A 20,738-nucleotide genomic window follows, 5' to 3' on the forward strand; every position below is an offset into this window, starting at 1 on the left:
TGTCGGCTTTCTGAAAAAAAGTTCATGAGCCGACGAGCCGATTCGCTGGCCTGGATCAACACTTGGTCACAAATAATCCCTAACATAAATTTCGTGCGCACTATCATGTGGCGTCTGTTGCCCTGCTTTGGCGCGCTGCCGCTGCCGGGCACTGATGCGAACCGGTGATGGTGTGCCGCAAGGAGCCGAGCCCCCACAGAACCTTCAAGGAAGAGCAGTATGATGCAACCTTCAGACCTTCTACGCCGGAAATTCGATATCCAGCCGCTGGCACAGGCCGATATGACGGTGCGCTTGGACGGGCAGGCTGTCAGCGCTGCCCACGGCGAAACCGTCCTCACCGTCATCCAGTCCCTGGGGCAACGCCAGGTGGCCCGCAACGACCACGACCAGATCAGCGGCGCCTACTGCGGCATGGGTGTGTGCCAATGCTGCCTGGTCAAGATCGACGGTCGTCACAAGCGCCGTGCCTGCCAGACCCTGGTGCGCCCTGGCATGCAGATCGAAACCCGGGTCAACCGCATTACCGAAACGGAGGCGCCATGAGCCTGGATCCGGTGATTGTCGGCGGTGGGCCGGCGGGCATGGCAACGGCCATCGAGCTGGCCTCCCACGGGGTTCGTTGCACACTGCTCGAAGAAGCGCCGCGCCTCGGTGGCGTCGTGTATCGCGGGCCGCTGCGCGATGGCGTCAGCCTCGACTACCTGGGGTCGCGCTACAGTGAAGCCTTGGAGAAACTCCACGGTGAATTCCAGCAACACGCCGCCTTGATCGACGTGCGATTAAGTAGTCGGGTTATCGGCGCCGAAGGCTTCCGGGCGCTGATGCTGCTGAATGCCGACGAGCGCCTGGGGGAGGTCGCCTATTCCCATCTGGTCCTGGCGGCCGGTTGTCATGAACGCAGCGTGCCGTTTCCTGGCTGGACGCTGCCGGGGGTGATGATGCTCGGCGGCCTGCAATTGCAGATCAAGAGCGGCGTGGTCAGGCCGCCGAGCCCGGTGGTGATCGCCGGCACCGGTCCGTTGCTGCCGCTGGTGGCGTGCCAACTGCACGCTTCGGGCGTGGCGGTGGCAGGCGTCTTCGAAGCCTGCGCGTTCGGCCGGATCGCCAAGGAAAGCCTGGCGTTGCTGAACAAGCCGCAGCTGTTCCTCGATGGCCTGAGCATGTTGGCCTACCTCAAGCTCAATCGCATTCCCGTGCGCTATGGTTGGGGCGTGGTACAGGCTGACGGCGAGGGCGAGTTGAGCCACGTCACCGTCGCGCCTTACTCCACGACCTGGGAACCCGACCTCAAACGCGCCGAACAGGTGCCGGCCCAGACCCTGGCGGTCGGCTACGGCTTTATTCCGCGGACTCAATTGAGCCAGCAGATGGGCCTGGAGCACGGTTTCAGCGAGGACGGTTATTTGCGGGTGGTGTCCGATGCCTGGCAGCAAAGCAGCGAAGCGCACATTCATCTGGCCGGCGACATGGGCGGGATTCGCGGCGGTGAAGCGGCCATGCTCAGCGGGCGCATCGCAGCGCTGTCGATCCTGATGCAACGCAACGTACTCGATCCGTCCGAGGCCCTGGCCCAGCGGGAACGCTACCAGGCGCAACTGCAGCGGATCATTCGCTTTCGCGCCGCCGTGGATCGCTACACCCAGCGTGGCGCCGGACAAACCGCCTTGCCGGCCGCCGACACGGTGATCTGCCGCTGTGAACACGCCACCCGCGCCGACATCGACCGGGCGCTGGAGCAAGGCGTGCAGGACATGGCCAGCCTGAAGATGCGCACCCGCGTGAGCATGGGCGATTGCCAGGGGCGGATGTGCGTTGGCTATTGCAGCGACCGCTTGCGCGAAGCCACCGGTCGCGCCGACGTCGGTTGGCTGAGGCCGCGTTTTCCTATCGACCCGATTCCCTTTTCAGCGTTCCAGAACGTCGCCACGGAGGCCGTTTCCCATGATTAAGGATTATGACGTGGTCATAGCCGGAGGTGGTGTGATCGGGGCTTCGTGCGCCTATCAACTGTCCAAGCGCAAACATCTGAAGATCGCCTTGATCGACGCCAAGCGCCCCGGCAACGCGACCCGGGCTTCGGCGGGTGGGCTGTGGGCCATCGGTGAGTCGGTGGGCCTGGGATGCGGGGTGATCTTCTTTCGCATGATGTCGGCCAACCGCAAGCGCCAGACCCAGGGCGCCGCTGTGGCGGTGGATGCCAGCACCCCGCACATCCTGCCCCAGTCGTTCTTCGATTTCGCCTTGCAGTCCAACGCAATGTATCCGCAGTTGCACCGCGAATTGATCGACCGTCACGGCATGGATTTCAAGTTCGAGGAGACCGGGCTCAAGTTCGTGATCTACGACGAGGAAGACCGTTCGTACGCTGAGCACATCGTCGCCTGCATTCCCCACCTGGCAGACCAGGTGCGCTGGCTCGACCAGGCGGCCCTGCGCTCGGCAGAGCCGAATGTCAGCCATGAGGCCCTGGGCGCGCTGGAATTTCTCTGTGATCACCAGGTCAGTCCGTTCCGCCTGGCCGATGCCTACACCGAAGGCGCCCGACAGAACGGCGTCGACCTGTTCTTCAACACCCATGTGACCGAGGTGCTGCGCAGCGGCACGCGGGTGACCGGGGTGCAAACCGCCGAGGCGGGGACGTTCAACTGCCGAACCCTGATCAACGCGGCCGGTGCCTGGGCCGCGGACCTGAGCGAGCAGGCCACTGGCGTGCGGATTCCGGTCAAACCGGTCAAGGGCCAGATCCTGCTGACGGAGCGCATGCCGAAAATCCTCAACGGCTGCCTGACCACCAGCGACTGCTATGTGGCGCAGAAAGACAACGGTGAAATCCTGATTGGCAGCACCACTGAAGACAAAGGCTTCGACGTGACCACGACTTATCCGGAAATCGAAGGGCTGGTGCAAGGCGCGGTGCGCTGTATCCCGCAGTTGATCGACATCAATCTGAAACGAACCTGGGCCGGTCTGCGCCCGGGTTCGCCCGATGAGTTGCCGATCTTGGGGCCGATGCGCGGAGTGGCGGGCTACCTCAACGCCTGCGGGCATTTTCGCACCGGCATCCTGACCTCGGCCATCACCGGGGTGCTGCTGGATAAACTGGTGAACAACGAACCCCTGCCACTGGACATCACCCCGTTCCTGGCGGATCGCTTCGAAGTGGCGCCGACGGTAAAGCCCAGGGAAGTGGAGCTGGCCTGAGCAATCGCCGAACATAGCCAGCAGCCACCCAGGGACAAAAACTGTGGGAGCGAGCTTGCTCGCGATGGCATCGTATCAGCCAACATCAATGTCGCCTGACATACCGCTATCGCGAGCAGGCTCGCTCCCACAGGGGGGGCGGTGGTGTACCTGAATTCCTTGTACACCACCGAGCCCTGTGGGAGCGAGCCTGCTCGCGAATGACGTCAGGTCAGTCAGTACCTATTAGTCATTGCAGCTTGCGATGAGCCTCACGCAATAGTTGCTCGGTGGACTCCCAGCCCAGGCAACCATCGGTGACCGAGACGCCGTAGCGCATCGACGGGCCCAGCGGCTGGCAGCCTTCGAACAGGTGACTTTCGAGCATCATGCCGATCAGGGAACGGTTCCCTTGCAGTCGTTGTTCCAGCACGTCATTGAAAACCTGGGGCTGGCGCAACGGGTCTTTGCCGCTGTTGGCGTGGCTGCAATCCACCATGATGCGCGCCGGTATTTTCAGGCGGGTCAGGTCGTGGTGTATCTGCGTGACGCTCTGGCGGTCATAGTTCGGTCCACGATGGCCGCCGCGCAGCACCAGGTGGGTGTCGGGGTTGCCCGGCGTCTGGATGATCGCCGGATGCCCCTGGCTGTCGACGCCGAAATGCCGATGGGGGTGGGCGGCAGAGCGCATGGCGTCGCAGGCGATGCCGACTCCGCCGTCCGTGCCGTTCTTGAACCCTACCGGCATGCCCAGGCCGCTGGCCATTTCCCGGTGGATCTGCGATTCGGTGGTGCGCGCGCCAATGGCGACCCAACTGAGCAGGTCATCGAAGTAATGGGCGGCCATGGGTTGCAGCAGTTCGGTGGCGACGGGCAGGCCCAACTGGAGTACGTCGCGCATCAGCGCCCGGGACAAGGTCAGGCCGGCGGCCATGTCATCGCTGCCGTCCAGGCCAGGGTCGTAGGCCAGGCCTTTCCAACCGACGGTCGTGCGGGGCTTTTCTATGTAGGCGCGCATGACCAGTAGCATGCTGTCGCTCACTTCGTGGGCCAGGCGAGCCAGGTTGGCGGCGTATTCGAGGGCGGATTTCGGATCGTGGATCGAGCAGGGGCCGACGATGACCAGCAGGCGGGCATCTTCACCGTCGAGGATCGCGCGGATGGCCTGGCGATGGGCGCTCACTTGGTGGCTCAACGCGCTGCTGAGCGGCAATTGCTGCTTGAGTTGCAACGAACTGGGCAGACGCAGGGTCAGGGCTTCGTTGGCAGGATTGAGCGTGGACAGCGGCAAAGCGGAGACGGACGAATTCATGATTTGGCTTCCTGGACGGGTGGCGGGTTCGTTCCCGCGCGCCGGTCCTAGTGGGGTGTTCGACAATTGGCCGGATTGGCCCGCAATTGAGGCTTGCCACCGGTAGGTGACCGATCGGAGGCGGCAGGCTGTCCCGAACGGTGGCTGGTAAATCGCCAGGCGGAAAAACTGTCGTAACGGTAATAAGTGGCGTAGTTCATGGTTCAATCCTCAAGTTGTCTGATGCTGCAAATGTTTGGGGCCTGAAAAAACAAAACCCCCGGTCGGGAGGCCGACCGGGGGTTTGGAAAACTCTGGAAGGCGACCCGTTTAAAGTGGGCGCCGGTTGGGTATCAGGCGCGCCAGTGGCTAAACCAATACCCAAAATAAAAGCTGACCGGAGTTTGAACGCTGTTCGCCCGGGCAGCCGCAACCGAGCGCGGGGCGCTGGCGGTTTTAAGCGGTGAGAGGGCGTTGAACATGGTCTGTCTCCGATGAATGGCCCCGAGCTTACTAGAGGGCGGGGCGCCGGTTCAATCAGAAAATTCTATCGGGGGCATGTAAGTGTTCGCTCTGGCTTGAGTCCGCAGGGCTTTATGACAAACTTCAGGTTTGCACCGCCTTCCAGGGATGAACCATGACCGTTCCAACATTTGCCGCCGCCCAGTCGATCTCCATTGCGGGGGACACTCGCGCCAATCTCGCCAGCCATCAGCGTTTCATGCAAGCCGCCGCTGAACAGGGGGTGCAGTTGCTGGTCTTTCCTGAGTTGTCGCTCACCGGTTACGAACGTGGCCTGGCGGCAGATCTGGCGGTCCTGCCGGAGGATGCCGTATTGCAACCGCTGCGTGATTTGGCGCAAGCGCTCGGTCTGACCACCATGGTGGGCATGCCGATTCGGCTGTCGGCGGACGGCCCGGTGTTGATCGGCGCGCTGGTGCTCGGCGCCGACGGTTCCCTCGGGGTGTACAGCAAGCAGCACCTGCACCCGGGGGAAGAAGTCGCCTTCGCCCCGGGCCATGGTGGCTCGATGCTGACGATGGGGCAGGATCGCATCGCGCTGGCGGTGTGTGCTGATTTCTCCCACGCCAACCATGCGGCCGCGGCAGCCGGGCAGGGCGCGACGCTGTATGCCGCGGGGGTGTTGATCACCGAGGGTGGCTACGTGCCGGATACGACCTTGTTGCAAGGCTATGCCCGGCATCACACCATGACCGTGCTGATGGCGAATCATGGCGGCGTCACGGGCGGTTGGGAATCGGCTGGCCGCAGCGCCATTTGGGGCCCGGACGGTTCGCTGCTCGTGGCAGCACCGGGCACCGGTGAGTGGTTGGTGATCGCTCGCCGCGGCGCCAACGGCTGGGCCGGGCAAGCCATGCCGGTGGCAGTGCTTTAACGAGGTATTCATGAGTTTCGAATGGCGTGCCGCAACGAACGGGGATATCGACTTCGCCCGGCAACTGACCTGCGACAACATGCTTGCTTATTACCTCAGGCATGATTTGCTCTGGCAGGACGAAGCGTTCGACCTGGCCTGGATCATTCGGCAGAACTGGATAATCAGCCGGGCAGGCCAGGCGCTGGGGTTTGTCAGCCTCAGCCGTGATGCCCGGGCGTTGTACATTCGCGAATTGCAGATAGACCAGGCGTTTCGCGGACAGGGCGCCGGGACCTGGGCGATCGGACAGGTTTGGGACTTGGTGGGGTTGGAGCGTCGGCCGGCGCTGCGCCTGACCGTATTCAAGGATAATCCGGCCAGGGCGTTGTACGAACGCATGGGCCTGCGGGTCGTCGGCGAGGACGAGTGTTTCCTCAGGATGCAGCGAGACGCCGGTGCTTGAAGCCTCGGATACCGTGGCGATAAAGATGCGTTGTAACTTTTATCTGTCCCTTTGCGCTAGGTCTGCGGGATGCTTTTTTGCTAAGGTGTCGTGCAACCCAAATAAGACCAAATCGTGAGGTGTCTGCTTGATTAGGGTGTTAGTGGTCGATGACCATGATCTCGTCCGTACGGGCATTACACGAATGCTGGCTGACATCGATGGCCTGCAGGTAGTTGGCCAGGCTGAATCCGGGGAAGAGTCCCTGATCAAGGCGCGTGAATTGAAGCCCGACGTGGTGCTGATGGACGTCAAGATGCCCGGCATCGGCGGCCTGGAAGCCACGCGCAAGCTGCTGCGCAGTCACCCGGACATCAAGGTGGTCGCAGTGACCGTCTGTGAAGAGGACCCATTCCCCACCCGGCTGTTGCAGGCGGGCGCGGCGGGTTACCTCACCAAGGGTGCTGGCTTGAACGAGATGGTCCAGGCCATTCGTCTGGTTTTCGCCGGGCAGCGCTACATCAGCCCGCAAATCGCCCAGCAATTGGCGATCAAGTCGTTCCAGCCAACCAACGACTCGCCCTTCGACGCACTGTCGGAGCGGGAAATCCAGATTGCCCTGATGATTGTCGGTTGCCAGAAGGTGCAGATCATCTCCGACAAGCTGTGCCTGTCGCCTAAAACCGTCAACACCTACCGTTACCGTATCTTCGAGAAGCTTTCGATCAGCAGTGATGTCGAATTGACACTGTTGGCGGTGCGCCACGGCATGGTCGATGCCAGCGCCTGAACATGACTGAATTGTTTGATCCCAGTGCGTTCCTCTCCACTTGCAGCGGTCGCCCCGGCGTGTACCGCATGTTCGACAGCGAGGCGCGCCTGCTTTACGTCGGCAAGGCCAAGAACCTCAAGAAGCGCCTGGCCAGTTACTTTCGCAAGACCGGCCTCGCGCCGAAGACCTCCGCCCTGGTGGGGCGCATCGCGCAAATCGAAACGACGATCACCGCCAATGAAACCGAGGCGCTGCTGCTCGAGCAGACGCTGATCAAGGAATGGCGCCCGCCGTACAACATCCTGCTGCGGGACGACAAATCCTACCCCTACGTGTTTCTGTCCGACGGGGCCTTTCCGCGCCTGAGCATTCATCGAGGCGCAAAAAAGGCCAAGGGTCGCTATTTCGGCCCGTATCCCAGCGCCGGGGCGATTCGTGAAAGCCTCAGCCTGTTGCAGAAGACGTTTTTCGTTCGCCAGTGTGAAGACAGCTACTACAAGAACCGCACCCGGCCCTGCCTGCAATACCAGATCAAGCGCTGCAAGGCGCCTTGTGTGGGGTTTGTCGAGCCGCAGGTCTACGCCGAGGACGTGCGTCACTCGGTGATGTTCCTGGAAGGCCGCAGCAATGCGCTGACCGATGAACTGTCGGCGGCCATGGAGGACGCGGCGGTGAACCTTGAATTCGAACGGGCCGCCGAACTGCGGGACCAGATCGGCCTGCTGCGCCGCGTGCAGGACCAGCAAAGCATGGAAGGTGGCAGCGGTGACGTTGATGTAATCGCCGCGTTCATCAACCCGGGCGGCGCCTGCGTGCATTTGATCAGCGTGCGGGGCGGTCGCGTGCTGGGCAGCAAGAACTTCTTCCCGCAAGTGGGTATCGAGGAAGACGTGGCCGAGGTCATGGCCGCTTTCCTGGGCCAGTACTACATCAGCAGTCCGGAACGCGACTTGCCTGCCGAGTTGATCGTCAATGTGGTCCATGAGGATTTCCCGGCCCTGATCGAAGCCATCGACAAGCTTCGCGGTCGTGAACTGACCATCAGCCACCGTGTTCGCGGCACCCGTGCCCGTTGGCAGCAACTGGCGGTGACCAACGCCGAGCAGGCCTTGGGCGCGCGCCTGGCCAACCGGCAACACGTGGCGGCGCGGTTCGATGCCCTCGCCGATGTCCTCAACCTGGACGAGCCGCCGCAGCGACTGGAGTGCTACGACATCAGCCATTCCAGTGGCGAGGCGACCGTGGCGTCCTGCGTGGTCTTCGGTCCGGAAGGCCCGATCAAGTCCGATTACCGCCGCTACAACATCGAAGGCGTCACGCCCGGCGATGACTACGCGGCGATGCACCAGGCATTGATGCGCCGCTTCGGCAAGCTCAAGGACGGGGAGGGCAAGTTGCCGGACATCCTTCTGGTGGACGGCGGCAAGGGCCAGTTGTCCATGGCCCGCGATGTGCTCAATGAGCTGATGGTCCCCGACCTGATCCTGCTGGGCGTGGCCAAGGGCGCGACGCGCAAGGCCGGTTTCGAGACCTTGTACCTGAACGATGCCGCCCATGAATTCACCCTCAAGGGCGATTCGCCGGCGCTGCACCTGATCCAGCAGATCCGCGACGAAGCCCACCGTTTCGCCATCACCGGACACCGTGCCCGTCGCGGCAAGACGCGCCGTACGTCTACACTGGAAGGTGTGGCAGGCGTCGGCCCGACGCGCCGTCGCGACTTGTTGAAACATTTTGGTGGATTGCAGGAACTGTCTCGTGCCAGCATCGAGGAGATAGCCAAAGCACCCGGTATCAGTAAAAAGCTCGCTGAGTCGATTTATGCAAACCTGCACAGCGAGTAGAATGCCCGTCAACCTCGCAGCCAGTTGTGCCGATGAATATCCCAAATCTGATTACCGTTCTACGCGTCCTGCTCATTCCGATCTTCATTTTGCTGTTCTATTTGCCGTACCACTGGAGCTACGTGGCCTCCGCCTCGGTCTTTGCCTTCGCCGCCGCGACGGACTGGTTGGACGGTTACCTGGCCCGACGCCTCGAGCAGAGCACGCCGTTCGGTGCCTTCCTCGACCCGGTGGCCGACAAGCTGATGGTCGCGGTGGCCCTGGTGCTGCTGGTGCAAGAGCACGGCAACCTCTGGCTGACCTTGCCGGCGGCGGTGATCATCGGCCGCGAAATCGTCGTCTCGGCGCTCCGTGAATGGATGGCCGAGCTGGGCGCCCGCGCCCAGGTCGCGGTGTCGAACCTCGGCAAATGGAAAACCGCCGCGCAGATGCTCGCCCTGGTGATCCTGCTGGCCAACCCTTCGGATTTCAGTTTCTGGGTGCTGTTGGGCTATGCGCTGTTGCTGGTTTCCGCAGGGCTTACGCTGTGGTCGATGGTCCAATACCTGCGCGCCGCCTGGCCGCATCTGCGGACGGATGTTGAGCCGAAATAAAACTTTTTTGAATCAAAGGGTTGACGGCGTAATTTGAATCTATAGAATGCGCCACACCAAGACGCGGGAATAGCTCAGTTGGTAGAGCACGACCTTGCCAAGGTCGGGGTCGCGAGTTCGAGTCTCGTTTCCCGCTCCAAATATTGCGCTACAGAGTTCCACTGAATTCTGTAAGTGATTGAAATAAGGGCCTTTAGGCCCTTTTTTCGTTCCAGCGGGAACCACTGAAATCCAGCTCCATCCAGTGCTTTTAAGTCCCGATTTAAGTCCCGAATGAGGATCTTGGATTTGGATGTGCACTGAATCGGTTTTTTGCTGGAGCTGCTTGGATAGCGAGACGAGCATCTGGCCCTGACTCTGTTCAGGAGCTCGCTATGGCACTCTCGGATACGACCGTTCGGCAAGCCCGAATCACCGGCAATGACTACACGATAGGCGACACGGATGGGCTCGCGCTCAACGTGACCGCACGCGGCGGGAAAATCTGGCGTTTCAGATATTACTGGGCGGGCGTGCAGAAACGCATGTCTCTTGGTAGTTATCCGCAAATCAGCCTTAAAGAAGCCCGTGCCCGACGTGACGAGGCGCGCGCCTTGGTCGCCCAAGGCATCAATCCCTATGAGCACCGTAAGCAGCAGCGTCGTGCTGTTCGTTTTGCGGCGGAGCACACCTTCGAGGCCGTGTTCAATCAGTGGGTAGACTTCCGCAGGCTGAGCCTGAAGGAAGGACGCCAGAGCACGCTCTCGCAGATCTTGAGAATCTTCAATAAAGACGTTCTGCCCATCCTGGGCGGACGGTCCATCTACGATATCAATCGTCACGATCTGCTGGATTTACTGAGCAGGATCGAACAGCGCAAGGCCTTAACGACTGCCGAAAAATGCCGGACCTGGTTCAACCAATTGTTCCGCTATGCGCTGGTGAAAATCGAGGGGCTGGAACACAATCCGGCTTCAGACCTCGATGTGGTCGCGCTTCCCAAACCTCCTGTTACGCACAATCCATTTCTCCGAATGGACGAGCTCCTGGCATTGATGGCCGCTCTTCGAAACTACGGCGGCGCCAGTCAAACTCGGCTTGGCCTTCGGTTGTTGTTGCTGACCGGTGTCCGCACGGGCGAATTGCGGCTGGCGACACCCGACCAGTTCGATCTGGAGAAGCGCTTGTGGGTCATACCGGCGGAAGTGGTGAAACAACTCCAGCTAGCGATGCGCAAGCCAGGTAAGCAGATTCAAAATGTACCACCCTACATTGTCCCGCTGTCGGTCCAGGCGCTGGAGATCGTGCGTCACTTGCTGGATCAGGTTGTCCCCGCACAGCGCTACTTGTTTGCGCATCGAAGCGACCTGAGCAAGCGCATCAGCGAAAACACGCTAAACGGCGCGTTACGTCGGATGGGGTACGCCGATCAACTCACGGGTCATGGGATGAGGGCGACGATCTCGACGGCGCTGAACGAAATCGGCTATCCGAAGGTGTGGGTGGATGCCCAGCTTTCTCATGCCGACCCGGACAAGGTGAGTGCGGCCTACAATCACGCGGAATACGTGGAGCAGCGCCGGACCATGATGCAGGACTGGGCGAATCGTCTGGACCTTTGGGGGCAGGGCCATCTAAAGGCAGCAAGCTCTCCGCTTACCATCCGATTGGAGGGCGCCGCTTCGCTGCCATCGCTCGAAAACGCGAGCGAAAATTCCATCCAGTTCAACGGCAGCTTTCCAATGACAACAGTCTCGGTGCCCAAGGATTCGGTTAGCAACGAAGCAGCTCTTATCGCGTCGCACCAGTCGCCTGTCGTACCGCTTTCGGTGCCGAGTGAAAAACCGCATCAATCTAACGTGTCTGACATCCAGCGCGAACGCGCCGAGATGCTTGCCATCTATGAGGCCGCAAATAATTTGCCCTTATTGGTTTTTGCTAAATTGGCTGGCAAATCCCGAGATCAGATCAACCGTGACATCAAGGCCCGGCGTCTGCTGTCCCTCAGCCTGGGGAATCGCGGTCAACGCATTCCTGATTGGCAGCTTGATCCATTGCGGCACAAGTTGGTACTTGCTGCGTTAGCGCGCTTTCCGGATGTCGATGCGTGGAGGCTTTATGGCGCCCTTTGTAAACCTCATGAGCGATTAAAAGGTCGCGCGCCAATAGATGCGCTTACTAAGGAGAATTTCGATGTAACCGCGCGGATCGTTTGCAGTGCCCTAGGCTCAAACTGAAGTGCTGTCTCGTGCCGTGATAACGAATGTCGCCGCTTCCTTGGGGCCATCTAGCGCTACTCCTGAATGCGTGGACTACACACGTCGCCTGATGTTTCGGAGCTGGTCGGCTAGAGGATTCTATTCCGCAGGAAGACACCATTTGGCAACATCCCGCTCCCGCACTCTCTTGTCAGCTCTCCATCCCTCTTATTTGGGGGCTGTGTTTTGAGGGGGCGGGTAATCACCCGGCTTCGTGCCGGGTTTTTTAGCTAGTGTTCGAATCACTCCGTCCCGACCATATTTTTCAATGATTTGGTCGAACCATAACCAGTTCGGTTTTTTCATGTCTAAGAATTACTTCCGCATTTACCCCCGCGAATGTCTTGGATCTAGGCAGGTGTAAGTTCGCGCCGTTTTTGGCCCTTCTTGCGCTTTGGCACCAACCTTGTTTTATTTTTCTTTCCTTTCAGGGCGCCATCATGCTGAAGTTTGTCGAAGCTTTGCGCCTTCCATATAGCGTCGACGATATAGCAGGATGTGTCGACCAGTGACCCTCGCTCGACGTATGCCAGACTTGTTTACGACGACTTTCGCCCGAGCTACGCCGTGGACGTTGTGGTTCTTTGCCCCGACGACGAGCCAGATCCGGCGCTACCTCCGCTCACTGGCGTGCCGTTGCCCTTGCCCACCGGTGGCGCGGAAATGGGGATTTATGCGTTTCTATAGGTGGCTGTTCATATGAGGATCTCCTATTTGTCTGTATCAGAGTCATTTTTTGGAAGCAGGGGTTGTGTACCGTCAAGGATGCTTTTATAAGAATCTATTAAAGTGGCAGGTTTTTCGAGTGCTTTATTAATGGCGGCATTCGAACGATTGAACTCCTTTAGAGCAGTGGCCATTGCTGAGTTCGTCCGATTGATGCTCTCCATTGCAGCGGTAATTGCTGAGTTCGGTCCTTTAATCTGTTCGAGTGCCGCTACAAGAGCTGCATTGGGCTTATTAACATCATCAAGTAATTTCTTGAGGGTGGCGTTCGGCTGGGAGATATTATTAATAATGTTGATAAGTTTTGCGTCTGTGGAGATGCCACTCACTAGGCTCTTGATTTTTTCTATATCAAAAGAGGTGGGCTTGTAGATGTCGGAAACTAAGCGGGACGCTAGTGCGTAGTTGTTTTCTTTGATGCTCTTCGCCTTTATTTTGTCAACGCTACTTTGAAGTGATTCGATTGAGGTTGCTGGCGTTGTGCCGTTGGCCTTTAATTTGTCGATTTCTTGCTGCAATTTATCAATGTCTGAATCTTTGGCTGCGAGAGCAACTTCGCTTTCCAGAATGGTAGCCTCTGTTGCACTTATTAGGCTATGTAATTTTATAACAAAAGTTCCCATATCATCAGCGGTGCCAGCTAGTCCATTGAATACGCCAATAAAATATTTAAGGAGCTCGTTCTCTGAAAAGTCTGGGTATCTTACCTGATGATCAATTTCGCTCCAGCCTTCTTGAAAGACAGTTCTTACCTGGAATTCGACCGTTATAGGTTCTTTTTCTCCTGTGTAATTTAATCCGTAATGTATTGATCGATAGCCAATATCATGTATTTTTTCTACAGCCCCGCGCTGGAGGATTTCGGATAGCTCTGGGTCTCCCACTCTTTTGAAGATGGTAACATCATAAACGTCATAAATCGCTCGTAGTTGCTCGTCGATTGTAATGCAGTCCTCTCGTAAAAGGTGTCGGGCCCGCACGCCAATTAGATCCGAAACAACCTCTCTATAATTCTTGCAATTGATATTTTTCCATTTTTCGTTCGGGCTGTCTTCTAAATTTTTTCTAACTATTTTTTTTATCAGACCGTAAGTGTTCTTAATTCGCCACCGTACAGAGTGAACTCCAGCGAACGCTTGAATGCGGTTTGCGAAATTTCCGCCATGCAAGGTCAGCGCACCTATCGCTGCCTCGTGATGGTTTGCAATAGATAGTAGCTGCTCCCAGTCTAAGCAGGATTTTTCCCAGTCCTGCTCCGTCACTCCGGCTTTTGCCAGAAAATCTTCGCGCGTAAAAATGAACGGCATTTCGGACTCCTTTCATGAGTGTATGACTATAGAGCAGCGTTGCCATGCCGAGGCAGGAAAAAGTAGCCGTGCAAGAAAGAAGATAAAAAGCACTATCCCCCTCCCGCCGACGGGCTTCGTATCTGTTTTTTGTGCAAATCCGACGTATTGCAAACAAACCCTCAGACCAGCCAGGCCCTGGAGCCGCGCATGCCATGGGCCATTTCATTTGGTGCAGTATTTTGAAAGGGAATGCAGCGCGGATGCACAGCGGTACACGAGGTGATCACAGAAAGGGAAGGGCTGAAGTCCCCAGTTTAATTGGGCTAAGACTTTCAAAATTTGAGTTTTGGTCTGTTTTTGGGATTTGAACGGTTCCCACTTGGATTGCTATAGGGGCGGGGTGCTGGGATGGTTGGAAACGCCTGCAACCCTTAGCTAGCAGGCGTTTTCGAGACATTAGTGCTTTTCAGTCCTCACCAACGACTGGATTTACGAGATGGAGAAAATTCGACCAACACCAGAAAGTCTTCGAACAGCGCCGACGCCTTATTGAGCTGGCCAACTAAAAGCTCCGCTTCAGCTTCTGGCTCTCGTGGCTGCAGTTTTTTGCGATGGGCTTCGTCCAGGTGATTGAACTGAGACTTGAACATCTCATCGTCGTCGGTCTTATGCGGATGTAGGTGGAGGCTATGCACAAGAAGGTTTCGTCGCTGGAGAAGAAACTGTAGGCCGTCGTCTTTGTTTGACGTCTGGAACGCGCGGAGACGCTTCCAGCTGCCGCTATTGCAAAGGTAATCATTCATCGGCCTCACGTTCGCATGGATGCGATCCATGACAGCATGAAAGCCGTTATGGTCGAATTTCCGTATGTTGAAGAATGTGAAATCGAGGACTTGTCCTATTCGATCCCAAAACGAAAAGAGGCGAATGTACGCCGCCTCTGCATGCTCCCAGAAAGCGGACTGCGCATGCTTTTTAAACAATTTTTCGTTGTCCGGATTTTCAGGCTTTTGCAGTAAATCCGGTTGCTCGACCAGCATCTTTGAGCCGGTCATGAATAAATGAGCACGTATTACTGATTTGCGAGCGCGCCGGAATACGTCGAATACCTCACGCATTGAGCTTGCCGGGTAGTCATCAGCAAGAGGGGGACTTTCGCCTGTTCGCAATATATATAGCTCAGGCGGACCGCCCAAATGCTCTACGACGCGATTAATGCGTTTTTCAAAGTGTTCACTGTTACCACCCGCAGGCCATAGCTGAGTGAATCGCCCTTGCTGGATTCGTTCATATTGGCCTATAACAACCGCCTCATTTGCAACGTAAGCCACGGCATGGCTGAGAACTGCGACCAGTTTTTCGTTCGTGATGGAATGTTCGTCGTCGGTACTCATCTCATCGTCCTGAAAATGAATGCAGCATAGCTCGTCGGATTATATTTTCGGGAGGAGCCCGAAAAAAGTGGTTTTGGTGATGATGGCCGCTCATCCAATAGAGTAGCCGTCGCCGATCACTTCTCCAGATCGACTCCGCGCTGGCTCACGTTGTCGTAGAGTCCGATCACCGTCAGTGTGATCGGTGATGACTTGTTAAATTTTTCTATCACTAACGTTTCTTTTATATTTTTGGAGAAGGTGCTTGTCATTTGCACTCGCATGCAATCGCCTTATAGCTTCTTCCATAATAGGGGTTTTTCCAAACTTCGTTCCGTACACCCCATAAGGTACGATCGCCTGTTTCTGCTCAAAGTCGCGAAGGATTAAACGTGTTTTCTCCAAGGCGTTCAAATATTTTTCAGCGATCTCTACGAGGTCGCGTGTTCTAATGTCTGAGATAATATATCGGTGGATAACGCGGTTTCTCAGGTTGTAGAGATCACTTAAATGATCGAAAGTCTCTAGGTCGATTACTTGAAGTTTTAAGGCGTCTTCGAAGATTTTTCTCTCTATTATTCCCTTTTCCCCATCTGCTTGAAAAAGGTATTTGGTTTCAATGTCGTCGGTTTTGCTCTCCAACTGCTTTGCAATTACCAAGCTCAATCTTAAGTGTGCGTCTATTTGATTTGCAGTAATAGCAATGATTTCAATGCATGTCCCTGCGTCTATTGCTGTGTACAGAAGATCATATGACGCCGCAAGAGAGCCTGTAAATCGATCAAATTTATCAAGATCAGCAGCAAGTTTACGGTCACTTTCTGGGACTATCGCAACCGAGTTTAAGATTTGATTCACGATAGCAAGCTGTTCGGCAATCTTCTTGTCGCCTTCAAGGCACGCATCGTAGATGTATTTACCAATTAATGCTTGGTCATAAAAAGCGCCGAAGAACAGGTGGGTGCGGAAATTGGAATCATCTTCCCTAGACTCCTTCCAGCTTAATTTTTTGACTCCGTTTGGATAGGCTTTCGCGATGTTAGGGGCTAGTTCACTGAGCGGATAGCAACTTAGCTGAAAGCAGCCTATGGAGTCTTCATAAGGTTGAAAGCTGTAGGGAGACTTCTCCTCATAGTCGCTCAGGCCAGAATTAAGGTACTGCCAGTCAATTGGAACTTGAATTAAAAGTATCCCGTTTGGCTCAGTCCAGTGTTTCATACATGCCTGCCATCGCATTTAGTGGTTCGATAATCGAAATTAACAGTTGGGGTAAGCAATGATCCGAATCTTTCTGGCACTCGTGTCGTATGACGCTATTTGCAATCGAAAGGGATGGACAAGCTAGTTTTTTTTTCAGATTTCTTAATCGTGCTAAGCCCTGATGATAAACCCCGCATTTTCCCCAATTCGCTCAAGTGCTACGCGGGCATTCTCCCCTGCGGCCTCGTACCCCTGCTGCTCGACTAATAACATCAGTTCCATCAACGCAGCTTCGAGGCCCAGCTGATTTTCGTACATTTTTTCGAGAATGACCGTAAGGGAATATTCGCTGGCCATGCATCTGACTCCATTCGGAAATGAGGAAGCATAGCAGGCATCCAAGGGGGCTGGTCTTCAGTTCGAGGCTGGGGAAAAGGTAGTTTTGGTAAGCCGAGGAGAGAGATGGGCTACAGCCCTTATAGAACGTGGCTTTGGCGTATTACCTTTGAAGGTAATATTTGGTAAGGAGGAGGCAATATTTCGGCAAGTGACTGATTTTAAAGGGTTGCAGTGGTCAACTAATTCCGGACACCTCGATAGGTGATTTCGCCGCCATTGCCCATTCGTAAACGGTCGGTGGCAGATATCCCAGTTTTGAGTGCAGCCGCTCGTTGTTGTAAAACCCAACGATGTACTCAGTGATGTCATGTATCGCTTCGGCGTGGTTGGCGTAATCGCGCCGCCATACCCGCTCCATTTTCAAACTCAGGAAGAAGCGCTCCATCACTGAGTTGTCCCAGCAGTTACCTTTACGGCTCATGCTTTGCTGCATGTTATTTCTTGTCAACAGGGCCCTGTAGCTCGCGCTGGCGTACTGGCTACCGCGATCCGAGTGACCGATCAGGCCAGGTGGCGGTTGACGCTGAGCAACTGCCAGTTGCATTGCACTACACACCAGCTCGGCAGGCATGTTCGGGGCCATGGACCAACCCACGATCTTGCGTGAGAACAAGTCCAGTACCACGGCCAGGTACAGCCAGCCGCTACGGGTCCGGATATAGGTTATGTCCGCCACCCAAGCCTTGTTCACCGCCTCGGGTTCGAATTGGCGATTCAACACATTTTCAGCGATCGGTAGATCGTGGTTGCTATCGGTCGTGTGCACAAACTTGCGCTTCCAGGCCGAACGCAGACCGTTAGCGCGCATCAAGCGACGAATTTTATAAACGCCTATTTCCATCCCCTTAGCGCGCAACGCTTTACGTAACGGGCGACTGCCATAGCAGCCGCCACTCGCAGCAAACGACGCTTTGAGTTGCACAGTCACGGGACAAATCGAGGCTGGCGCTTCAGCACGCTTGTTGGCCTCATAGAAACCGGATCGGCTGATACCCAGCAGCCGACAGACATACGCCACCGAATAAGCCTTCTGTTGCAGCTGCCGAACCAAGCGATACGTTACTTCAGCTCGCGGGCAAAGAAGGCGGTGGCTTTTTTTAATACATCGTTATCCATCTTGAGCTGACGGTTTTCCTGCTCCAGCTGCCGGATGCGCTGTTGCTCAGCCGTCAACGGTTTGCCGATTCCGGCCTCTCCCAGCTGTTCAGCCTCGTACTGCTGTACCCAGCGCCGAACGGCGGTCTCACCAATATTCAAGTCGCGACAGACCTGCGAAACGGCCAGTCCTTGGTCCTTGATCATCTTTACAACTTGTAGCTTGAAGCTGTCGTCGAATGCCCTGCGTTTGCCAGTCATGAAAAACTCCTCGATAGATGCATTCTCCACCTATCGAGGTTCCCGGGGAAATTAGACCACTACAGGTTTCATAGATAGCTGAAATTACTACGGCTGAAAGTAATTTCTAACCTTTTTCTTACCCTATTATTACCTCTGTGGACTTCCATTAATATCTTGAATTTCCTATGTTTTTGCAAATCAAAAAAGAAAGTTACCTTTTCCCAAGGGGGCAACCTGAAAATGGGTTGAAGCATAAACGGGGAGGTTGGCCGGCCTTCCATGCACGCGGTTTTAGCTCTCACAGAACTCGCTTGAGCCGGCGATGGACAATGCTAGGATAGGAGCCGATAACCGATGCTTAAATTTTGCTGAAGCCGTCAGCAGAAAGGGTATGAAGAGGGGAAGGAAAGCAGAGCTGGTACGCGGTTTGGCGGCGAGGCGCTTGGGTCGTTATTTGCGGGAGGTAAAAGAGATATCAGTCCGATCCGTCACCGATAAAGCTCGTAATTTCGCGTACGGTTGGCAGATATCGTCCAATAGCGGCCTAACGAATATTTCTACGAGTATGGGTGCAATTCAAGCTGCGGTTTATAACTGGTCCCGTTTACAAGGCTCACATAAGAACGAGATTGTAATATCGATTCGGAAGGCCGGTTTGCTCCACTCAGTTGCTAGATGGGAACGGTTCACCAAGCACGCTTGGGTCTGTGTGAACTACCCAAGAATCTCCCGCTTGCAGTTGTGTCGTAATGGTTGATTTATCAGTCGTATAAAACCTTATCTTGGGGGTCTCACGGGCATCCAGATCACTGAACAATGAGAACTCTACATCGGTATAAATCGTCTCGACACGTGGAGCCGTAATTGCCTGTCCAAACAATTCAAAGGTCATAGTGTCCTTCTGAGCAAGCTTGATTATAGGATCGGAGGCAGTTGACACGAAACTTGGAAGCTCGCACACATCGTGAGAGGTGAACGAACCGCCGCAAAACCATCCCGGTTCGCGGGTAGTTACCACTGGCCCAGCGAGCAATTTGACGTACTTTCGAAGAGCCGTATAAACCTCGTGGTCAAAGTCGATAGACTTCAGGATGACATGATCACTGCATTGCTCTGCTACCTTGCGAGCATAATCCAGATACTCGATCAACCAACGCAACTGAGCATGATATTCCTCATTGATCGGGCTGGATTTAGTGTCAAAGGAAGCGACGTTGTTTCCGACCTCAATTTCAACAACTAGACGCCCCTTTTCGAGGTTTTGTGTAGCCTTCGATAGTCTGGCAAAACCTGGTAGATCGAGGATATTCTTGCCGAGCCAAGCCTCGGCACTGAAGGTAAGATCGAACTTCGTATCCCGCCCGTCATGGGCGCATGAAGCTTTAACAGAAAGGAAGCCTCCCAACGCCATCCCGTTAAAAACCGTGCGCACGCTACCCGAGGTGTAGTAGCACGTGAAAGTATCAATTGCGCGCTCATGCCCTTCCGGGGTACGGAAGTAAAGATTGGCGGTCATCGCTCGCTTCGGCGCCCCCATTGTAAGCAAGCCCGGGCCTGGTCGATGAGCCCGCTGGTGGATAGCATCGAACAGTTTCGAGCCTTCAAGCTTAAAATGCGCTTCGGGGATCTGCAGCTCCCGCCCTTCTTCAAACAATGCTCTTTCCGCCTCCCAGTAGCCCTCCAGCTGATCTAGACCTTGGAGGATGAGCTGTAGGCTGACCGTATCCTGTGCGGCGCTGATGATATGATTGAAGCTACCGCCGACCTTGTCGACCTGTACCTTGAATCGCGGGTCGAGCGCTTCCAGTCCGGACTCATACCCCTGCATAATTTCGGCTAAGGGGGTATTGAAGGGGTCGCTAGACTTGTTCACCCAGCGCTGCAACATTGAAACAGTACCCTCTTCAACAGCGGCTTTGACTTCACCTTCGGTGAAGCTCTTCTGGTTGATAAGGTGATTGGATCGCGCCTCCGCCTTTTGCTTCCATTCGAGCAAAGTTGCAACGCTGTAAGCCGAGTCGTCAGCGTCGACAAGCTTTGAATGCGTCTGACACATCCAGATTCCATTGTTTATGTGACGACGCTCGTTCTTGGTCTGTTCGAAGTCGTAGCGTGGACCACCTGGCGCAGCCGCTTTGATATGGCATGCCACCCCGACTCCCACAGCCTTATCACCAGTGAACGCCGCGCCGTGCGTATGCACATGGCAATCGGGAAACGAACAGACATTTCCCGCGCAATCCCGCAAGCGTCGAACGGTTGACTGGAGAAAATCGTGACGTTCATGGGTGACCTGTTTCGATGCCTCGGCAGGCTTCTTTCCTTTGGGTTTCATGCCACTCATAAACGCCCCCATGATGTCCTTCCGTGGCCTTGCTTGGTATGCGTAGTAGAACGCTCCGGAGCCTCGAGATTTAATCGGCTAAGTATAGTGGTTATTGGTTTTCCTTGGACGAAAATGACCATGAGATCGCGACCGGATACACTGATACGGCACTAATTTGAGACGCAGCTTTGGGCCGATTGCCGCCTGGCGTGCGGGGCCGGGCATCAATGTGTGGAAGTAAAGTTGGTACAAAAGTGGTACGCAGCTTCCAGGTCTGCTCTGTAGGGCAAGGAATGCAAGGCCTACAGGATTAGCAGTTCCAATCCATCATTGGTGACGATGCGTCC

16 protein-coding genes, 1 tRNA gene and 1 pseudogene are annotated in these 20,738 nt (G+C 55.9%); 10 read left to right on the top strand and 8 right to left on the bottom strand.

Annotated elements, in window-relative coordinates:
- The first annotated feature begins 219 nt into the window (after positions 1-219).
- Genes hcnA through hcnC form a run of 3 tightly spaced genes read left to right on the top strand, consistent with a single transcriptional unit; the run spans position 220 to position 3,204 of the window.
- Complete coding sequence (hcnA, locus tag J3P88_RS11780) at positions 220-546, top strand: cyanide-forming glycine dehydrogenase subunit HcnA (protein WP_434575355.1); 327 nt, start codon at positions 220-222, stop codon at positions 544-546.
- A complete protein-coding gene (gene hcnB / locus J3P88_RS11785; protein WP_434575357.1) occupies positions 543-1,952 on the top strand; it encodes a cyanide-forming glycine dehydrogenase subunit HcnB in 1,410 nt (469 codons plus the stop codon). Before hcnA ends, hcnB begins: the two co-directional genes overlap by 4 nt.
- A complete protein-coding gene (gene hcnC, locus J3P88_RS11790; protein WP_434575358.1) occupies positions 1,945-3,204 on the top strand; it encodes a cyanide-forming glycine dehydrogenase subunit HcnC in 1,260 nt (419 codons plus the stop codon). Before hcnB ends, hcnC begins: the two co-directional genes overlap by 8 nt.
- 229 nt (positions 3,205-3,433) lie before the next feature.
- On the opposite strand, the gene J3P88_RS11795 is transcribed toward hcnC, so the two are convergent.
- Complete coding sequence (locus J3P88_RS11795; RefSeq protein WP_434575359.1) at positions 3,434-4,495, bottom strand: 3-deoxy-7-phosphoheptulonate synthase; 1,062 nt, start codon at positions 4,493-4,495, stop codon at positions 3,434-3,436.
- A 47-nt stretch (positions 4,496-4,542) separates the two neighbouring features.
- Positions 4,543-4,695: a hypothetical protein gene (locus J3P88_RS11800; RefSeq protein WP_003200270.1), complete on the bottom strand. Its 153-nt coding sequence runs from the start codon at positions 4,693-4,695 to the stop codon at positions 4,543-4,545.
- Positions 4,696-5,111: 416 nt separating this feature from the next.
- Here J3P88_RS11800 and J3P88_RS11805 point away from each other — a divergent pair, with 416 nt between their 5' ends.
- From J3P88_RS11805 to J3P88_RS11835, 7 genes are all read left to right on the top strand, one after another.
- The gene (locus J3P88_RS11805) at positions 5,112-5,870 is read left to right on the top strand and encodes a carbon-nitrogen hydrolase family protein (RefSeq protein ID WP_434575361.1); all 759 of its coding nucleotides are present in this window, start codon (positions 5,112-5,114) and stop codon (positions 5,868-5,870) included.
- A 10-nt stretch (positions 5,871-5,880) separates the two neighbouring features.
- Complete coding sequence (locus J3P88_RS11810) at positions 5,881-6,315, top strand: GNAT family N-acetyltransferase (protein ID WP_186706175.1); 435 nt, start codon at positions 5,881-5,883, stop codon at positions 6,313-6,315.
- A gap of 127 nt (positions 6,316-6,442) precedes the next feature.
- Positions 6,443-7,084 (top strand): response regulator transcription factor GacA, encoded by a 642-nt coding sequence (gacA, locus tag J3P88_RS11815; RefSeq protein ID WP_003200277.1) that lies wholly within the window; start codon positions 6,443-6,445, stop codon positions 7,082-7,084.
- A 2-nt stretch (positions 7,085-7,086) separates the two neighbouring features.
- Positions 7,087-8,910: an excinuclease ABC subunit UvrC gene (gene uvrC, locus J3P88_RS11820; RefSeq protein ID WP_192263183.1), complete on the top strand. Its 1,824-nt coding sequence runs from the start codon at positions 7,087-7,089 to the stop codon at positions 8,908-8,910.
- A 32-nt stretch (positions 8,911-8,942) separates the two neighbouring features.
- Entirely contained in the window at positions 8,943-9,503 is a 561-nt protein-coding gene (gene pgsA, locus J3P88_RS11825) for a CDP-diacylglycerol--glycerol-3-phosphate 3-phosphatidyltransferase (RefSeq protein ID WP_018608070.1), read from the top strand.
- Positions 9,504-9,566: 63 nt separating this feature from the next.
- Positions 9,567-9,642, top strand: a tRNA-Gly gene (locus J3P88_RS11830).
- 235 nt (positions 9,643-9,877) lie between these two features.
- Positions 9,878-11,719 (top strand): tyrosine-type recombinase/integrase, encoded by a 1,842-nt coding sequence (locus J3P88_RS11835; RefSeq protein WP_434575364.1) that lies wholly within the window; start codon positions 9,878-9,880, stop codon positions 11,717-11,719.
- Positions 11,720-12,450: 731 nt separating this feature from the next.
- Here the strand turns inward: J3P88_RS11835 and J3P88_RS11840 are convergent.
- The 6 genes and pseudogenes from J3P88_RS11840 to J3P88_RS11865 form a co-directional block, all read right to left on the bottom strand.
- Positions 12,451-13,773, bottom strand: a complete 1,323-nt coding sequence (locus J3P88_RS11840; protein WP_434575366.1) for a hypothetical protein — start codon at positions 13,771-13,773, stop codon at positions 12,451-12,453.
- Positions 13,774-14,228: 455 nt separating this feature from the next.
- Positions 14,229-15,149, bottom strand: a complete 921-nt coding sequence (locus J3P88_RS11845; RefSeq protein ID WP_434575367.1) for a hypothetical protein — start codon at positions 15,147-15,149, stop codon at positions 14,229-14,231.
- Between the two features lie 195 nt (positions 15,150-15,344).
- Entirely contained in the window at positions 15,345-16,346 is a 1,002-nt protein-coding gene (locus tag J3P88_RS11850) for a hypothetical protein (RefSeq protein ID WP_434575368.1), read from the bottom strand.
- Positions 16,347-16,488: 142 nt separating this feature from the next.
- Positions 16,489-16,685: pseudogene (locus J3P88_RS11855) on the bottom strand (hypothetical protein); the annotation flags it as partial.
- 217 nt (positions 16,686-16,902) lie between these two features.
- A protein-coding gene (locus J3P88_RS11860; protein ID WP_434575369.1) for an IS3 family transposase occupies positions 16,903-18,083 on the bottom strand; the annotation gives its coding sequence in 2 pieces (ribosomal slippage) (positions 16,903-17,816 and positions 17,816-18,083; 1,182 coding nt in all).
- 646 nt (positions 18,084-18,729) lie between these two features.
- Positions 18,730-20,421 carry a hypothetical protein gene (locus J3P88_RS11865; RefSeq protein ID WP_434575372.1) on the bottom strand — a complete coding sequence of 564 codons (1,692 nt, stop codon included), beginning with the start codon at positions 20,419-20,421 and terminating at the stop codon, positions 18,730-18,732.
- Positions 20,422-20,738: the final 317 nt, after the last annotated feature.

Source organism: Pseudomonas sp. Z3-6 (assembly GCF_051131985.1).
Classification (GTDB): domain Bacteria; phylum Pseudomonadota; class Gammaproteobacteria; order Pseudomonadales; family Pseudomonadaceae; genus Aquipseudomonas; species Aquipseudomonas zanjanensis.